The 18151-nt window shown below is 34.4% G+C and carries 18 protein-coding genes; 12 read left to right on the plus strand and 6 right to left on the minus strand.

Annotation, left to right across the window (positions count from 1 at the left end; all coding sequences use genetic code 11):
- Positions 1-295 precede the first annotated feature (295 nt).
- The 3 genes from nth to icd form a co-directional block, all read right to left on the minus strand.
- The gene (gene nth, locus HF196_RS01985) at positions 296-934 is read right to left on the minus strand and encodes an endonuclease III (RefSeq protein WP_168455588.1); all 639 of its coding nucleotides are present in this window, start codon (positions 932-934) and stop codon (positions 296-298) included.
- A 40-nt stretch (positions 935-974) separates the two neighbouring features.
- Positions 975-2237, minus strand: a complete 1263-nt coding sequence (locus tag HF196_RS01990; protein WP_168455589.1) for a molecular chaperone DnaJ — start codon at positions 2235-2237, stop codon at positions 975-977.
- A gap of 70 nt (positions 2238-2307) precedes the next feature.
- Complete coding sequence (icd, locus tag HF196_RS01995) at positions 2308-3735, minus strand: isocitrate dehydrogenase (RefSeq protein WP_168455590.1); 1428 nt, start codon at positions 3733-3735, stop codon at positions 2308-2310.
- A gap of 139 nt (positions 3736-3874) precedes the next feature.
- Here icd and HF196_RS02000 point away from each other — a divergent pair, with 139 nt between their 5' ends.
- The 4 genes from HF196_RS02000 (at position 3875) to HF196_RS02015 (ending at position 7436) form a co-directional block, all read left to right on the plus strand.
- Positions 3875-4396 (plus strand): RDD family protein, encoded by a 522-nt coding sequence (locus tag HF196_RS02000; protein ID WP_168455591.1) that lies wholly within the window; start codon positions 3875-3877, stop codon positions 4394-4396.
- A gap of 22 nt (positions 4397-4418) precedes the next feature.
- Positions 4419-4895: an RDD family protein gene (locus tag HF196_RS02005; protein ID WP_168455592.1), complete on the plus strand. Its 477-nt coding sequence runs from the start codon at positions 4419-4421 to the stop codon at positions 4893-4895.
- Between the two features lie 99 nt (positions 4896-4994).
- The gene (locus HF196_RS02010) at positions 4995-5867 is read left to right on the plus strand and encodes a tetratricopeptide repeat protein (RefSeq protein ID WP_168455593.1); all 873 of its coding nucleotides are present in this window, start codon (positions 4995-4997) and stop codon (positions 5865-5867) included.
- Positions 5868-6026: 159 nt separating this feature from the next.
- Positions 6027-7436: an ankyrin repeat domain-containing protein gene (locus HF196_RS02015; protein ID WP_168455594.1), complete on the plus strand. Its 1410-nt coding sequence runs from the start codon at positions 6027-6029 to the stop codon at positions 7434-7436.
- Between the two features lie 162 nt (positions 7437-7598).
- On the opposite strand, the gene HF196_RS02020 is transcribed toward HF196_RS02015, so the two are convergent.
- The 3 genes from HF196_RS02020 to HF196_RS02030 form a co-directional block, all read right to left on the minus strand.
- The gene (locus HF196_RS02020; protein ID WP_168455595.1) at positions 7599-8816 is read right to left on the minus strand and encodes a multidrug effflux MFS transporter; all 1218 of its coding nucleotides are present in this window, start codon (positions 8814-8816) and stop codon (positions 7599-7601) included.
- A gap of 137 nt (positions 8817-8953) precedes the next feature.
- Positions 8954-9409 (minus strand): outer membrane lipid asymmetry maintenance protein MlaD, encoded by a 456-nt coding sequence (gene mlaD / locus HF196_RS02025; protein WP_168455596.1) that lies wholly within the window; start codon positions 9407-9409, stop codon positions 8954-8956.
- Between the two features lie 2 nt (positions 9410-9411).
- Positions 9412-9729 (minus strand): NADH-ubiquinone oxidoreductase subunit NDUFA12 family protein, encoded by a 318-nt coding sequence (locus HF196_RS02030; RefSeq protein ID WP_168455597.1) that lies wholly within the window; start codon positions 9727-9729, stop codon positions 9412-9414.
- 64 nt (positions 9730-9793) lie between these two features.
- Here HF196_RS02030 and HF196_RS02035 point away from each other — a divergent pair, with 64 nt between their 5' ends.
- From HF196_RS02035 to HF196_RS02070, 8 genes are all read left to right on the plus strand, one after another.
- Positions 9794-11260: a proton-conducting transporter transmembrane domain-containing protein gene (locus HF196_RS02035; protein WP_168455598.1), complete on the plus strand. Its 1467-nt coding sequence runs from the start codon at positions 9794-9796 to the stop codon at positions 11258-11260.
- Between the two features lie 40 nt (positions 11261-11300).
- Entirely contained in the window at positions 11301-12416 is a 1116-nt protein-coding gene (rodA, locus tag HF196_RS02040; protein WP_168456260.1) for a rod shape-determining protein RodA, read from the plus strand.
- A 738-nt stretch (positions 12417-13154) separates the two neighbouring features.
- Positions 13155-13352, plus strand: coding sequence for a hypothetical protein (locus HF196_RS02045; protein ID WP_168455599.1), 198 nt, complete (start codon positions 13155-13157; stop codon positions 13350-13352).
- The gene (locus tag HF196_RS02050; RefSeq protein ID WP_168455600.1) at positions 13349-13582 is read left to right on the plus strand and encodes a WPE palindromic element domain-containing protein; all 234 of its coding nucleotides are present in this window, start codon (positions 13349-13351) and stop codon (positions 13580-13582) included. The genes HF196_RS02045 and HF196_RS02050 overlap by 4 nt, the downstream gene beginning before the upstream one ends.
- Positions 13583-13616: 34 nt before the next feature.
- Positions 13617-13808 (plus strand): hypothetical protein, encoded by a 192-nt coding sequence (locus tag HF196_RS02055; protein ID WP_168455601.1) that lies wholly within the window; start codon positions 13617-13619, stop codon positions 13806-13808.
- A 12-nt stretch (positions 13809-13820) separates the two neighbouring features.
- Positions 13821-15302, plus strand: a complete 1482-nt coding sequence (gene murJ / locus HF196_RS02060; RefSeq protein ID WP_168455602.1) for a murein biosynthesis integral membrane protein MurJ — start codon at positions 13821-13823, stop codon at positions 15300-15302.
- 22 nt (positions 15303-15324) lie between these two features.
- Positions 15325-15513: a hypothetical protein gene (locus tag HF196_RS02065; protein ID WP_168455603.1), complete on the plus strand. Its 189-nt coding sequence runs from the start codon at positions 15325-15327 to the stop codon at positions 15511-15513.
- Positions 15514-15523: 10 nt separating this feature from the next.
- Entirely contained in the window at positions 15524-18064 is a 2541-nt protein-coding gene (locus tag HF196_RS02070) for an AsmA-like C-terminal region-containing protein (RefSeq protein ID WP_168455604.1), read from the plus strand.
- The last annotated feature ends 87 nt before the right edge of the window (positions 18065-18151 follow it).

Raw genomic sequence — 18151 nt, forward strand, 5'->3', positions numbered from 1 at the left:
CTTTACACAGATTCTACGATTATTAATACCATATTAATAATCTGGCACAAAAAGTACAACGAAACTTTCTTCCGATTGAACATTATATGTTTACCAATATAGGGTAACTTGGAGAGTAGATTAGTAGAATGTTTCTGTCAGCCCCTTGCAGAATCTTACTGTTACCCACAAACATGATGTCTGTCTAGAGAGAGTGAAGCAAGCAAAATTTTAGGATAAAGTAGGCTAAATGGAGGTGCAATTTTTCTGTAATTAATGTTCATACAGTTGTACTAGAGTTATAAAAGAAGAGATACTAGATCTTATACCTTTTGCACTCAAACTCACATAAATCATGGATTATGCATGCCTCACATAAAGGTTTTTGTGCTTTGCACACATACCTACCGTGTAAAACCAGCCAATGATGAGCATAAAGCAGGTATTTTTTTGGAACTACATTTAAAAGAGACTGCTCCGTTTTAAATACATCTTTTTCTTTTACAAATCCGACTCTATTGCTAACTCTAAAAACATGAGTGTCAACTGCCAGTGTTGGAATGCCGAGTCCTGAATTCAAAAACACATTAGCACTCTTTCTCCCTACCCCTGGTAAAGATACCAGATCGTCAAAATTTGTAGGAACTTTGCTGTTATACTGCTCAACTAATATCCTACTGAGCTCAATTATGTTTTTTGCTTTGGAATTATACAAACCAATGCTGCTTATACGTTTTTTCAACTCGCTTTGCCCAAGACGCAACATTTTTTCTGGTGTAAAGGCGATATTAAATAGTTCTTTTGTAATTTTATTCACGCTTACATCGGTTGTCCGTGCCGACAAAACTATCGCAACCAGTAGCGTAAAATGATTAGTGTAATTGAGCTCTATTTTCGGTGTGTGATTCGACTGCTTGAATTTTTCAAATATCAATTCTACTTTTTTGGGATCCATTTCATAGAGCTAAAAGCTTATACTATACTGCAATATCTTACTATGTAAATCTAATTGCTTTAGGTAGTTGCTCAACTTTAGCATCAGATACATTAGTGTTTGCTTCATCAAAATTTCTTTCAGTACATTCACCAACTACTTCTGCAAAACATTTTCTAACAAGAGGCATAATTATTGGCATTAATAACTTTCGAGGATCATACCGTTTTAATAAATCAGTCTCCTTCTGCACTTTATCTTTTGGGTCTTCTTCTAGTAAGTCCCTTGTATGTTTTTCAGTATATATTTCGCAACCTTTTGAGAAAACAGGAGCTAAAGCTTCAATTAGTATTGCTAGTGTAAATAGGGAGCCTAGTATACCTACACCAATAGTTAATCCATTCGCAATAAAATTTGTCGTAAGTAAGTAAACAGAAAAAGCAGCTAGAGGATAAATAAGAAGTAATTTACTGCCTAGCACAATATAATTTATCTTACTTATAAATTCGTCAGTAGAAATTTCTTCATTATTATACTTTTCTATGTAATCATTCATTAATAAACGAGAAGCTTTATTGGTAATGATGTTAAATGCTATGATCCACCATGAAAAATAATAACCTATAGTAACTGTAGCTAATAGGCATAAAGGTAGAGCACTATAAGCTTGAATATGTGTTTGAATAAAATTCTGACGTTCTATGAATTTTAATGCTAATGACTTTTTATCTTCTTCAATTAGATTTTCACTTTTGCTTAGGGGAACAATATATTCAAATAATTGTATACCTGGTTTTACTCGATATTGATTCAATTCTTGTTTTAACCCTTCAATTTCTTTCCCTTTCCTGAAGATATCTAAGCTTGGGCTTTGTAAAATTTTGCTGATTTGGCTGATAAGCTTACTGTAGTTTTCTAGGTTTTTTTCAAATGAGAGGTTTTTATTTTTTAATATTAATCTTAATTCTGCATAATTTTTTCCAACCGCTTCTTTCTCAATGACATTCAATTTTTCAAATAACTTCTTTCTATAATAAAATTCACGTGCTGTTAAACATCCATTACTGCAAGGGTTTCCTGACTTTAAAGGTTCAATATATGCGTTTAACTCTTTATAAGTTTCATTAATCTCTTTAAATCTTTCTGCATTTCCACCTTTGTCAGGGTGGTGCACACGACTCAACTTTCTGTATTGTGCTGTTAAAACTCTACTAAGCTCTTGATGGCTCTGACCTACAACTTGCTCAGCTTTTGTTTCTAATATATAAAATAGGTTAGCATTATCATTAAATTCTTGATTAGTAAGTTTAAAATGATGACCCATTACTATACCTTATACAAACGTCATATCCTTAGTATAGTACACTTAAACGTTGCCAAATGGTTAATGGCAACTAATCAAAGAACCCCTCCTTCCCATCATACAAATACAACTTATCCATTCTCACCACGTCAAAGTTATTTTCTCCAAGTTTGACTAGCAGGTTATTTACATCACTATTTGTAATAGTCTTCTTTTCATTATTTGCAATAAACCTGCAGGTTATTTGGTCACTTAAAGATTTTGGACTTCCCGGCCAAATTGCAAGACCTTTTGAGTATATTGCTATAATTTTCGGATTACTCGATTCAAATAACTTCACTATTTGATCAAAATCAGCCGACTTACTCCAGGCAAGTGTTATATCGCTACCAACCAGCTTTTTAGTTTTGTAATCCTGTTTGTAGCTATCTTGTATTTTACTCATTTTACTATTTGCACCGTTGCTGATTATCAGTTCAGGCAATGTTCCAGGCTTTTTCCCCAAATTATCTATAACAGCTTCTGCAAATTCTTTAGTACCAACTTTTTGTTTACTTTTTTGCTCTTTATATAAATCAGCAGTGTGTATCCCTTCCTCCAAAGTTCTCAGCCACGCATCGTAAATCGGTTTTGCAGCACCCACTTGACCTAAGTGAACTAGCATATGCACTGCGGCATTTAAAAGGCCTGAAGGATTAGCTATATTTTTTCCTGCGATATCAGGAGCAGAACCATGAACTGCTTCAAACATTGCGTATTTACTGCCTACATTGCTACTTCCAGCAAGCCCTACAGAACCTGAGGTTTGTGCTACTATATCTGACAATATATCACCATACAAGTTCTCAGTTACTATTACATCGAAATTCTCGGGCTCTGTGGCAACACGTGCCATTCCAATATCAACTATATAATGTTCCGCCTTTATGTCCGGGTATTCTTTTGCAACATGATCAAACGCTGCATGGAAAGTGCCGTCTGTCATTTTCATTATGTTATCTTTAGTTAGGCAAGTTACTTTCTTTCTATCATGCTTTTTCGCGTATTCAAAAGCATACCTGCATATTTTCTCTGAACCGGATCTAGTAATAATCTTAGTGCATTGGTAAGAGTCACCAGTGAGTCTGTGCTCGATTCCTGTGTAAACGTCCTCTTCATTTTCACGTATTACTACGACATCAAACTTATCAAATTTATTTTCTATAACAGGATGATATGAAATGCACGGCCTGATATTTGCATATAGCCCTAGGTTCTTTCTAAGTGCAACGTTTAAGCTTTTGTGGCCTTTACCTTGAGGAGTTGTTGTTGGAGACTTAAGTAATATCTTTGTCCTTTCAATAGACTCCCAGCCACTTGGAGAAATTCCATGAGACCATTCCCTGTTATAAACACACTCCCCTATTTCAATAACATCTACCGAGATTTTTGCCTCTGCTTCGCGCAATATCGATAGCACCGCTTCCATAATTTCCGGCCCGATACCGTCACCATACGCAACTGTGATTGGTGTTGACATAGTTTCCCTAGCTACAAATAATTTAATATTAATTCAAATAATAGAGTGGGTCAATGCTATCTAAATTAGCATGTTTACGATTATTTAATGACATGTTTTTATGTTATAGTTAGTAAAGTTATGAAATACAGGTGGGGGTATGGATACCGAAATAAATGTTAAGATAAATTATGTAGGATTTACAAGGCGTGCTGTAGCAGAGATACTTGACTACATCATATTTTTCTTTCCCTTACTTATTGGTATACTTATATTTTTAGGTAAAGATGATTTTCTTCAAAAATTAAAACAACAGGAAGCAGAGACATTAATGGAAGAAATTGTTGGAACAGTCATAATATTAGTACCATATATGGCATTAAAAATATTAATGGTAACAAGACTTGGTGGTACTCCAGGAAAGTTATTGTGTGGTATGCGTATTAAAGATGCAAATACACTTCAAAATGTTACCCTCATGCAGGCAACAATAAGGTGCCTTTCCAAGGAAGGTATTTGGATTATTTATAGTTTTCTGTCTGATCTGCTGCCTGATTATGTTTCCGCATGTCTTTTAGTTGTATTAATTTTAGTTTTAATATTTGCAATATTCGACCGATGTAAACAGACTTTTTATGATAAATTTGCAAACACGGTAGTGATAGATTATAAACCTAGTTAATACTTTTATTTATCGGCAGTATATGGATAAAGAAATAAACTATTCAACAATAGCAAGACGTGTTCTAGCATTTGTAGTTGATTGTATTTTATTTATTGCAATACCGTTTTGTTTAATGGTGGTAGGTTTTTCACTTACACACGTAATAAAAGGAATCATGGGAGCAATAATTGTAATCACCTCAATTGTATTTTCTTTACTTTTAATGATACCATGTGTATTTCACATATTCATGTTAGTAAAATTTGGTGGTACTCCAGGGCACTTATTATTTAGCATGCGTGTAAGAGACAAAGACACTCTTAAGCAGATTACTCTAATACAAGCAGTAAAAAGGGCTATCGCTTTTTTTATAATTTATTGTACACCTCTTTGCAATCCTGTTTTATTTTTAGCTATACTAATCTTGGTTTTAGCATGTGCAGTAGATGATAAACATAGACAAGCTTTTCATGACAAAATTGCGAATACGGTAGTGATAGATTATAAAACTGGTTAATCCTTCTCTAACTTTACGCGCTGTAAAAGTGTAAACTTCAATTAATAATATTTTTATTATTAATTGATATAGCTAAATCAGCATTCATAGACTTACACTATGGTACACATAGTCCAAAAAAGTAAAATTTACTGGTTACGTGCTGGAGTGATGTCAATGTGTGGTTACAGTGCTTCGGCCATGTTTGTCTGTATATTGATCTGTTCCATGATTTTGTTAAAGTTTTCTCCTGCCTATGCTAACGAGAACTTGGAGATACAAGAAGTCTTTGATAATGTTGCTAAATATATAAAAGCTGATGACAAGTATAAAAACTTTGAAGTTATTGAGAGAAAAAGTAATAAATTTAATATCAAAGTTGCACAGAACTTTGGCAAAAGTTTGAGTATAAACTCTATCTTAGAAAGGGCGCAAGGCTCCTTTGAGTCTGGAGATAATGAAGCGGCTATTTCTTTTCTTAACCAAGTCATTGCAAAATTTCCTTATCACAAAAACGCTTTGATTGGACTGGGAAACATTTATTACACTAATAAAGAATACGAAAAATCTATAGAGATCTACATCAGGCTGTTAAAAGAATACCCAAGTAACTCTTATATATTAGAGAATTTTTTGACAATAGTCTCGCAGTATAACCCTGATCTAGCGTTAAGTGAAATGTTGAAACTATATGATATACATAAAAATTGCGCTTCCTTATTGGCAAATCTAGGCCTGATCTATATGAAAAAGGCAGATTATATAAAAGCTAAGGAGTATATGATAGCTGCAATTTCTCTCGATCAAGACAATATTTTTTATATCTATAACCTAGCTGTTATTTTGGATAAGCTTTCAGATTTCAAAAATGCTTCAACATTCTACTTAAAGCTATTAGATATGGTAGCAAATTCGAAAGAGGTAAGTGAAAAAATACCCATACACAAGGTGAAAGCAAGGGTAAAATTTATAAAACTTCACAGGCACGCTTAGCAACTTTATCAATCCTGATATGATTCCAATTGTCCGTACTCTTGTTTACTTCAGTTATAAGCCTACTGTCCACCCGAGCAAAAACCATCAGATTTAAGAAAAAATCAATCACTATAGAGTAGGATATTTCTAGAAATTATGAACAGTGAGGTATAATCAATGGGCATCAAAAGCAACTTATTAGTTCAAGCTACCAAGTATAACAACAAAGGAATTGTAAAATTTACTTTAAGTCTCTTTAAGGTGTTAGATAAGCTCTCTTTGTCTGTTAGAAAAAAAGAATCTCTTCACAGTAAGGAAAACAATCAACATTTAAACGATGCTCTTGTATTTGCTGTGGAAAATCTTAATTATGACATGGTAGAGTTACTTGTCAATGCGGGAGATGATGTTAACTCACTAGATGAGAATAACAAGAATGCTATAACACATGCCGTGGAAAAACTGGCTGCTTCAAAAGGCTTGTTAGTGAACCCATCAAAAAACTTGCCAGAGGAAATAAGCTCTCACCCTATAGTACAATTTTTATTGGTGAAAGGCTCTGAGTATTACAGTACAGACAGCATGGATATAGAAGGAGGACATGCTTTATCGATAAAGGGAAACGTAGGACACTCCTTGCAATCAGAGCCTGTTTATGAAGAAATACCTGCCAAGAACACTGAAACACAACCTGTATACGATGACAGGCACATTTATGAGAAAGTAGATGGTTTTGAAGATGATGATTCTCTAAGTAGTGGCTACTCTAGCATCAAAGAGCTTATAGCACAAAAAAAATCAATTGATCCACCGCATAAATATGCTCAAGTCGATTTTGCTGCAAAACAAGGGGTCACAGAATTAGACGACGAACATATTTATGAGGAAATAGATCACTTTAGAGACGATGAACACATTTATGAAGAAATAGATCATTTTAGAAGAGATGACAATTCACTTGATAGTGGTTATTCCAGTATAGAAAGGTATACAACACAGCAAAAGTCTATATATGAAGGAATCTCTGATAATAAAGAGTGTAAGAATCCTCTCTACGTTAGTGCGGAAGAGTATAAAACACTGAAAAAATCGATTGGTTCATCAAAGCAAGAACATACTAGAATTTCTGATGTTAGAGAGCGTAAGAACCCACTCTACGTTAGTGCGGAAGAGTGTAAAACACTGAAAAAATCGATTAATTCATCAAAGCAAGAACCTATATATGCTACAGTAGATCTTGCTGCAAAAAGATCAGAAAGGAAAGCAAAATCTATAAAAGCTGATTCTGGCACCTACCATGGACTAGTGAAAGATAGAAAAAATCAATGGGAAGAAAAAATAAGTAAATACACATCAAAAGTCAACACAACAATAGGTCAAAAAGAGGGGTTGCAGATTAATACCAGAAAAACTGTTGGTGCTAATGTAGAAAGAATAAGGCAAAAGTATGAGTCAGGTTATGATTCTGACACGAAAATGGAACGATCAAGATCAGAGCCTAAAGCTCCCAACTCTAAAGTAAACTCAGTTCATGTTGAGTGTGGAATAATAGGAAATTGTCGAAAAGTCATTGATGTATCGATTTAACTGCATGATTCATGTAGGCCGTAATCATTAAAAAGTGGGTGAGTAAAGTTTGAGATCTGTGTTAGTGATATACCTTGTTACATAAGCAGATCTATTAAATGCAAAGCTGTAAATTTCGTTCTTAGATGGACTACATAAATTATGGGTTTTTCGAAGTTTAGTCTAAAGATCTCCTGAGGAAAACTTTTTTTGCTTTGACTTACCCTTTATTGTCAGAATAAGAAGTATTGAAAAAATACTTATAATATTCGTAATAAAAACTACCAATGATGTAGAGAGAGTTAATTCATTTAGGATATAACCTGCAGCCACTGATGATATAGAGGCAGCACTAAGTTGCATGAGGCCCATAAGACCAGAAGCGGTGCCAGCCATTTTTGGAAATATTGATATGACACTTGCTACGCCGAGTGGAAGGAGGAATCCGTTACCAAATGTTAAGATAGTCATAGGAATAATAATTTCTAGCGGGTTACTAATTATATTCCAAGCTAAAACAAGCATTGCAAGCCCACCGGTAGTAAAAATTATTGTACCTAATAGCAATGCACTGTCTATGGTAATGATTTTTATCACTTTTTTACTCAATATATTACCCAGTACATACGATAAAGATATAGTAACATAGAAAAAACCTATATTATCCGGATTAAACCCTAATTTGTTGAAAATAAATGGAGAATTTACTAAATAGGCAAAATAAGCGCCATAGGCTGCACACACGATTGTACTATACGCTAAATAGATTGGATTACATAATATTCTACCATAGTTTTTTACAAGATCTGTAATTAATATACTGACTCTTTTATCTTGAGGTAAGGTTTCCTCAAGCGAAGCTACTATAACGATCATCAACACAATTCCAACAATTACTAAAAAAAGAAAGCTAGCCTGCCAATCAAAATAAGAGGTAAGGTACCCTCCGATAATAGGAGATATAGCTGGCGACATACCGATAATTGGAAAGATACTCGCAAAAATTTGTGCTGCTTCTTCTTTTTTGAATAAGTCACCAATAATTGTTCTGCCTAATACCATACCAGAGCACGCTCCTACTGCCTGAAAAAAGCGATAAACGACTAAGGCTTTAACACTAATTGAAACCATGCAAAGCCCAGAAAATATAGTATAGATAGCAACGCCTATTATAATAACAGGCCGGCGGCCAAATCTGTCTGATAAGGAACCATAAATTATTTGTGAAATAGATAAACCAAGTAGGTATACACTTAAAGTGGTTTGTATATCTTGTGTCCGCACGTGGAAGTATTCTGCCATTACTGGTAATGCAGGTAGGTAAATATCTGAAGACATCAGCCCTATCACACTCATCATTATAACCATTGTTACAAGTAGGCAGTAGTTTTTTTCTTTCATAAGACCTCCATTGCAGCCTTATAAGCAGTGTAAGCAAAAAAAATAAGAAAGAGAAGAAAAAGTAGTGGTTTGACTTGATAAATGGACCTCTCGCTTAACCTTTACAGGAATCGCTGTCAAAACAGAGGAAAAAGAGTCTATTTTGAAAACATACCAAGAATCTTGTCTATTATTCCACCCACATTTGCCTCAGATTGGGTATACTCTATTTTACCGCCGTTTGAAATTAGTTTAACGCCTGATCCTGGCGATATATTAATAAATTTACTACCAATAACTCCACTACTAGTTATGAGAGCTGAGCTATCAACTGGTAATTTTATGTCTTTACTTATGCACATATCAATTCGTGCTACATAAGTAGTCTTATCAAGTGATAAACCAGTTATGCTTCCAATATCTACGCCAGAAATCTTGACACTATCTCCAACTTCTATGCCGTTAGCGTTAGAAAAAAGGCCATATATCTTATAACAATCCTTATAGCTTTTTTTTATGTCAGATAGTTTATTAACAGCGAAACAAGCAAGAAAGATAGTAAGAGCCAGTACAAACAATCCAGCGGCTATTTCAAGTATATTTGATCTTCGCATTGTTAGTTATTGTTAGGACTCCAGCTTTCATAGTAATTTTTCACTTTTTGATTCGGGTAGTACGCGTATTTTGTACCCGTCAAATTAGGAGTATGTTTTACTTTTCTTTTTTTATTATTAAGTGGCGCTGCATTATCGGTATAGTGAAGCCATATGTGCCACTCTGGAGGCACTGTTGTAGGTTCAAAAATACCGCTATACACAACCCACCTTTCCCCTTTACTTGATTCATAGTAAGAGTTTCCGTTCTCATCTCTTCCTATAAATTTACCTTCTTTCCGTAATAGATGTTTTATCGCACTGCAAATTTTAGATAACATAAAGGTATTAAAACAAAGAGTATTATATATACTAATACTTTAACAGTCCATTAACAACAATTTAATGCAATTACCAATTTTACAAGTTATCGTACCAATAGTTGCGTCGATGTTTTGCTTTCTTACTAGAGAACATAAGATGTCCTGGTTTGCTTCTTTTGTTGCAACAGCAGCTACTTTTTTTATTTCGTCAATACTGCTTGTGAAAACTTATAGTGGCGAAGTTATAACTTATTGCCTTGGGGATTGGGCTCCCCCATACGGAATAGAATTAAAAATCGACATGTTGAATTCCTTAATTCTAACTCTAGTGAATTTTATAGCGCTGATAAGCGTCCTTTATAGCTTTCATATTAACGAAAAAGAAATTAGCAAAAACAAAATTACCGGTTTTTACTCTTTATTTCTGTTGTGCTTAAGCGGACTGCTTGGAATTTTAGTGACAAACGACATATTCAATCTTTATGTTTTTTTGGAAATTTCGTCTCTTTCTTCTTATGTGCTAGTTTCAATGGGAAGGGATAAAAAAGCTCTGGTTGCAGCATTTGAATATCTGATTAGTGGAACAATAGGCGCAACGTTTTATTTATTTGGTATTGGGCTTTTATATTCTATGACAGGAACACTCAATATGTCTGATATGGCTGAGAAGATAGTGCCACTGTATGACAATAACATTGTAAAGCTTGGCACATTGTTCATTTTTGTTGGTCTCTCAATCAAGATGGCACTATTTCCATTGAGCAGATGGCTAGTTAATTCATATAGTGAGGCACCAAGTTTCATCAGTATATTTTTTTCAGGTACAGTAACCAAAGTGATAATATATGTCTTTATCAGAATCTTTCATACTGTTTTTCATCAAAACTTTTTTTTATTTAAACCGCCACTGAATAATGTGATATTTACACTCGCGCTTTGTGCTATTGTATTTGGATCAATATATGCAATAACAGCAAGAGACATAAAGAGGCTGTTTGCTAACTCCAGTATTAGTCAGATTGGCTATATAATTTTAATGCTGGGTTTAAACTCCAAAACAAGTTTGTTTGCAGCAATTCTACATACAGTAAATCACAGTATAATAAAAACATCTTTATTCATGACTGCAGGATGTATTTCATATAAATTTGATTCAACAAGGATGGAGAATTTATCAGGACTCAAGAAATCAATACCTTATACAACACTCGCATTTACTCTACTTAGCCTAGCATTAATCGGTGTACCTTTAACAAGCGGCTTTGTAAGTAAGTGGTATATGATGAAGGCAATTATTGAATCTCATGCATGGATTTCTCTTATAGTTTTTGCTATTGGTTCTTTTTTGGCATTAGTATATATGTGGAAGATGGTGGAGAAAATGTGTTTTGAAAATGATGCAGCATCATATGCTGGAATGGCCCCTGGGTCGGTTAATAAAGTACCGCTATCCATGCTTTTCTGTCTATTATTTATGGCAGTTTTAACAGTGTTAACAGGAGTATACAGTACTCCAATTCGGTTAGTAGTTGGAAAATTGGCTTTTTGATTTTTATTTCATGTTTTGCAATACTGTAGGACATAAGGCTATGGATAAGCTAAGGAAAATTCATTGGGTATTAGTAGTTAACGTAATAGCTCTGTTTTGTATTGGTATTATTGTTCAATATTCTTCTGCTGGGGGAAAGTGGATGCCATTTGCAATTCACCAGCTAGTTATATTCTCTCTCTTTTTTCTGTTGGCTATAGCTATGTCATTCATAGAGATAGAGTTTTATTTGAAGCACGCCTATTTTTTTTATATAGCAGCGGCAACTTTGCTGCTATTAGTAAACTTTCTTGGTGCGCATATAATGGGCGCAACAAGATGGATAAAAATTGGGTCAATTAGTTTACAGCCATCAGAATTTGCAAAAGTAGGCTTAATACTTGCACTTGCTCGTTATTTTAATAAGCAAAGTATATATAAAATGATGGAATTTCAAAGGTTATTTAAAGCATTTATAATCATTTTCTTACCCGTGTTCTTAGTGTTAAGACAGCCTAATTTAGGCACAGCCATGATAATGTTATTTATCGGGGCATCAATTATATTTACATCAATAATAAAAAGGTCTCACTTAATAGTTTTTGGAACACTCGGCATTCTGGCAATACCATCTATTTGGCCTTTTTTACGCCCTTATCATAAGCAGAGGATACTGTCATTTTTGGATTCATCAGTTGATCCACTTGGAATAGGTTATAATGCGCAGCAATCTCAAATAGCTATTGGTTCAGGGGGGGGGCTTGGTAAAGGCTTTGTCAGCGGAAGTCAGACTCAGCTTGGATTTTTGCCGGAAAAGCGTACAGATTTTGCTTTTGCAGTGCTCGGGGAAGAATGGGGATTTTTAGGCAGTATGGCTTTAATTTTCCTTTATACTACACTGTTTATTATAATATTCTCTATTGCCTATAGGTCAAAAAATTATTTTTCTAAGTTAGTGTCTATCGGTATTTTTGCCTTTTTTGGTGCTCATTTCTTCATAAATATCGGAATGACAATAGGTCTTTTACCCATAATAGGAGACCCTTTACCATTTCTTTCCTATGGTGGAAGTACAACTGCTGCAAGCTTGATATGTATAGGATTATTACTAAGCTCTGTAGCATCTGAGGAAGACTTAAGACTCAGTGCTCGGTTTCATTCTCAGGAAGATCTGTAGCTTAATTTGCCAACCTTACTAATAGACTTCTTGCATAGTAGTATGTTGAATTCAATAGAAACGCAAAAACCACTTGACAGTTCCAAAAAGTTCGCTTATCATGTGGCTGAAGCTATTATTTATCTTCAGTCTGTGCAGATTAAATGAGAAAAAAACTTAGCATATTTGGCGTCTCATGTTTAATTTTTCGCACTATGTGCACTGTATGTCTTTTTAAAACTTCTGTTTTTTTACCTATACAAGCTCAAACGCGCTTATAAGTCGTTTAAGACATCAAAAACGCCAATATCATAAGATAGATAGTGAATAACTAGCTACTCGGGGTTTCTTTTGCTTTTTTTCTGCTTAGTGAGTTTCTTAAACGTTTATGGCTAAGGTTAAGCTGCATTAAAAAGCAGCTAAGTCGCACTTATTAAACGTTTAGGATAAAAAAACGCCAACATTTCGACACAAAAGTAAATAACTAGCCACCACGGGGCTTCTTTTGCTTTTTTTCTCATTTAGTAAATTTATTAACATTTATAGCTAGTGTAATTTATGAACTGGATAGGAAGGTGTAATTCTGTCCATCCTTTATCACGCAACCTCACCAAGAACGTTTTTAGCATAAGATTAGCTACTTTCTATGATCACCGAATCAGTTTGCTTGTGAACAAGCAAATTTTCCTGGATCCCAGTGTCGGGGCACTGGGATGACATTATAGGTGGCTACTCGGATGACATCATTAGACTACTTGGATGCATCGTAGAGACTACAGGGATGACATCCACAATCCTGTCATTACAACGTGTAACGCTAGAACCCACAGCCCTGTCATTCCAGCGCGTGACGCTGTAATCCAGCCTTATTTTCATTTTTATACAGAATCGAAAATAAGAGGTTTCTTATTTTCATCAAATGGTGTCATTCCAGCGCGCGACGCTGGAATCCAGTGAAAAAAGAATGGATCCCAGTGTCGGGGCACTGGGATGACATTATAGGTGGCTACTCGGATGACATCATTAGACTACTTGGATGCATCGTAGAGACTACAGGGATGACATCCACAATCCTGTCATTACAACGTGTAACGCTAGAACCCACAACTCTGTCATTCCAGCGCGTGACGCTGGAATCTAGGAAAAAAGAGTGGATCCCAGTGTCAGCTGCTCGGATGACATTATAGATGGTTACTTGAACGATATCATTAGGCTACTCAGGTGACATTGTACGGGGCCGCCGGAATGACAAGAAGAGGAGCTACTTGGATGACATCATATGGGAATGACACCGATAACTTTGTCATTCCATTGTTTTTACAATGTGATGGTATTTGTTCTCATATCATCAATAACACTTTAGGACTACATATTGCAGTCAATTGTATTGACACTAACTACAATCTGGAGTAGTGGTGGATAGCAATGTTTAAAAGTATTTTCACATTTAGCTTTTTTACAGCTATTTCAAGAATCTCGGGATTAATAAGGGATATATTGGTTGCTAAAGTTATTGGTGCAACTTCTCTTGCAGACATATTTTTCTCTTCGTTTCGCTTTGCTAATCTGTTTCGAGCATTTTTTGCAGAGGGAGCATTTACTACCTCTTTTATACCATTATATTCAACAGAATCACATGACAGTAAAAAGGCATTCAATTTCGCAAGTAGCGTAATATCTCTCACGTTTATTATTTTAGTAATTTTTTGCCTTACCATGCAAACTTTCTTTCCTTACATGGTTCAAGTATTTACTCCTGGATTTGATCAAAGCAAGCTTACCCTTACCGTGACCCTATCAAGAATTATGATTCCTTACATAATTTTCATTTCGATTGCATCACTAATTGGGGGAATGTTGCAAGTAAAACAACATTTTGCTTCAACAGCTATTGCCCCAATTATTTTGAATCTCTGCCTGATTATCAGTTTATTTGTGCCTTATATAAAAACACCAGCACACAATCTTTCTATGGCTGTTTTGGTCGGAGGGATGCTACAGCTATTGTTGATGTTATTTGGTGCGTACAGATCAAAAGCTACCTTCTTTTTTAGCGTGAAGTTGAGTAATGAAGTAAAGTTGTTTTTTAAGCGTGTGATACCAGCAATTATCAACAACTGTGTAACTCAGATAAGCCTATGGGTAGATACGATTATGGCAAGTTTTGTACCAAATGCAGTGTCCTATATATATTATGCCGATAGAATAAATCAACTACCACAAGGAGTAATTGGTACCGCAATTGGTACAGTACTCCTCCCTTTAATCTCAAAACAAGTGAATGATATTAAAAACACAATCAGAATACAGAACAGAGCTCTTAATGTCGGGTTAATGCTAATTATACCAACGACTGCTGCTTTTATCATTATTCCTCATACAATTTTACTTACACTTTTTTCCTATGGTAAGTTTGACTACTATACAGTGCAGCAGACTGCCCCTACGTTAACAGCATTTTCTTTTTCCTTGCCTGCATTTATTATAAACAAGGTGCTGCTGCTCACGTTTTTTGCTAAGGGTGATCTAAAAATACCAACTATATTCTCACTGATGTGCCTTGGCATTAATATAGTACTCAACCTTCTATTAATGAACAAATATCAACATATAGGAATTGCTATTGCTACTTCCATTTCCACTTGGATAAATTCTATTTTATTAATTAATTATTTAACAATAAATAAAATGTATAAGATTAGTCAAGTACTGTTATTAAATATTATAAAAATTCTTGTTGCGACTTTAGTCATGTCGATAGCTCTTTACATCTCTAGTTCTCTATTGGCAGGATTATCTCTCGATAAAGTATTTGCTCGCGTTATTCATTTGGCAGCTTTAGTATTTTTAAGTGTTGTTATTTATTTTGGTACTCTAATATTTATGGGTAATCTAAAACATGTATAAATTAAATTCTTTGTGTTGCTATATGTCATTGTATTGCTACATGTCATCTCGTTACCCATTCCTGTCATCCCAGTGCTTGACACTGGGGTTCAGATACAAAAGTATTTACAAATTGTGCAATAGACAACAGATTCTAGGGGTATACGTCAAAAATAATGTTCATGATGAAACAAGCTGGATTCCAGTGTCAACTACTTGGATGACATCATAAGAGGTCTACTGTGAAACTTTCTTTATATGCAATATTATCAATCTCTTTGATATTAACCCTTCTGCACGTTGCTGCAACTTTCAAGAACTGGAATGGCTACAAGGAGCTTATTGTACAAAAATTAGAAAACACGTACAACGCTAAGATACATATTGGAGGAAAAGTCGAAGTCTCACTAATTACTCCCAAGCTTACTATTTATAACGTGTACCTGCAGTATAATAACAACAAAGAACAAAAATTATCAGATCTGATTGGCGTAAATAAGATTGAAGTAAGGCCGTCTCTTCTATCGTTATTTTTACTTTCGTTACAACCAAAGTCAATTACATTATTTGGTATGCAAAGTAGTAAAAAAAATTTTGTTAGCATTATAAGTGAAGAAGCCAGTAAGGTTAATATAGTAATAAAAAATAGCCAAATAAATTTACACAATGACTTCGCTGATTATGGAAATATTGTTAACATAAAAGAGTTTGCTATTAAGAGAAGCAGGCAGTTCTCTGGCAAAGTCAAGATAGGTGATAATAATTATGATTTTTCAGGAAAGATTAACATCACAAAAAAGAATGTACTTGTTAATGTCACGTCAGACTTTATCAATTTGCTATTTGCAGGCAACAGAAACCAAGAGGGACTCCAGGGCAAGCTAACGCTTACAATTAATAATAGTTCTAGTGTTGTAAATGATCTAGCAAAGGTTATCAATCTTTGCTTTCTTGCTTATGTTGTTCCTAATGAGAATATTGGAATATCGTCTACTATCAACCTGAGTGGAAGTGAGTTCACAGCGACCGATCTGAAAATCAATTCTAAAAGCATGCAAGCCAATGGTGTAATACGAAATGATAGAAAGAATAATCACACTAATATCAACGTTAACTTTAGTAAAGTTGACTTGGATTCTATACAAAGCGACCCACAAGAAACAACAGAGATGAAGGATATTCTAGAATGTTTTAGAGAGGTGATGCCAAAGAATTTGAGCCTGGACTTTAATGTGGAGGCTTCGAACATTCACTACCAAAATAGAATATTGGATAAATTTCACACTACACTAAAATTTGCTGACGACAAAATAAAAGTTAATACACTATTTCAAATTCCTGGAGCTAAATCTCGCTTATCAGGAAAAGTTTCAAATAATGGTACCCTATCTGAATTTAATGGTCATTTATTGGTAGAAGGAGATGATTTTGAGTCGTTCGTTTCGTGTTTTTTTCCTTCTATAAAGATGAAAGAAAAAGAGAGAAATAAATTTACACTAAACTCAAAATTACACTTTGCACCCAGGATATTGTCTATTTCAGATATTAGATTACTCAATGATAAAGAATTTTGGCAAGGATCAATGAGGGTAAATCACACAAAAAAGCATAATGTGGTTGGTGGTAGATTTAGTGTGCACAATCTCAGTGCAGATAAGTACGATTATTCACTGCTGAATGGTTTATCGAAAGTGCAATGGTTAAAAAAACTGAAGTATGATGTAAATATCAAAACTAACATTAATGATTTCACGTTGAATGATACAAAAGTTGAAGATTTAAGTTTCTTGCTGAAGATAGAAAAGAATAGGCTGGTTGCAGATAAGATAAAGTTATCCGGGGAGGATTTTGATATTACTGGTAATATCAAAATGTTAGTGGATCAAAAATACATCAAGCCTTTGTTAGATCTGAATCTCGCGGGCAATAAATTGAATGGTAGTATTTTTAAATTGCCGAATTTAATCGAAGTGAAAAGGGATCCAAGAAATAGGATAAATCAAATTCAATGGTCAACAAAGCAGCTTGATTTCTTGAACGCTAAAGAAAATTTTGATGCAAATGTGCAGATCAATGTTGCAAAGCTTAAGGTTGGGCAAAATGTTTTAGAGGATTTTAATTTAGATGCAGTTATGAGAAACAACACTATTGCTGTCAGAAAAGTAGGTTATGCACTAGAACATGGACAAATGTCTTTTCAGGGTTATTTATACCCAGCTTCAATGTATATAAAATTTTTTATTGAAAATTTGGACACCAAAAAGATAGGTGGAGTTGTGGGAATTAACAATTTAAGTGGTAAAGTAAACTTAGATGGTGAAATTAAAGCTCAAGGAAAAAGCTTTTACGACTGGGCTAATACTTTATCGGGAGAAATCAATTTCCAAGCACAGGAAATAAAATTTACTAACGTGGATTTTAATTCATTTATCACTAACTTACTGAGTAGTAGAAATAGGTCTGAAATTGCCACGCTTACTCATGTTGGTATATATAATGGTAGTACATTTTTTGAAAATGTCAGCGGAAAAGCAAGCATTAAAGATGGCGTATGTTTAGCTAGCCTGCAATTTGAAATTGATCAAGCATCAGGGTCTGTCTCTTCTAATTTGAACTTACCTAACTTTACTTTAATTTCTTTATTGAGGTTTTTCTTTATTCCACCAGGTCGTAGCAATCCAATCCATATTGATATGCACTTAGATGGTCCTATTTGGCGTCCTAAGATGAGTTTTGATGAAGATTTAATATTTAGTACTGTAATTGGTAAAAAAGATAGTTAACTTGATTAGCCATTAAGCTTGACATTTAATTAATGTTGGGTTATTATGGTGGTATAAGCATTAATGTTAAGGTAAGAAGTGTTTAGT

This window comes from Wolbachia endosymbiont of Ctenocephalides felis wCfeJ (assembly GCF_012277315.1).
Lineage (GTDB): Bacteria > Pseudomonadota > Alphaproteobacteria > Rickettsiales > Anaplasmataceae > Wolbachia.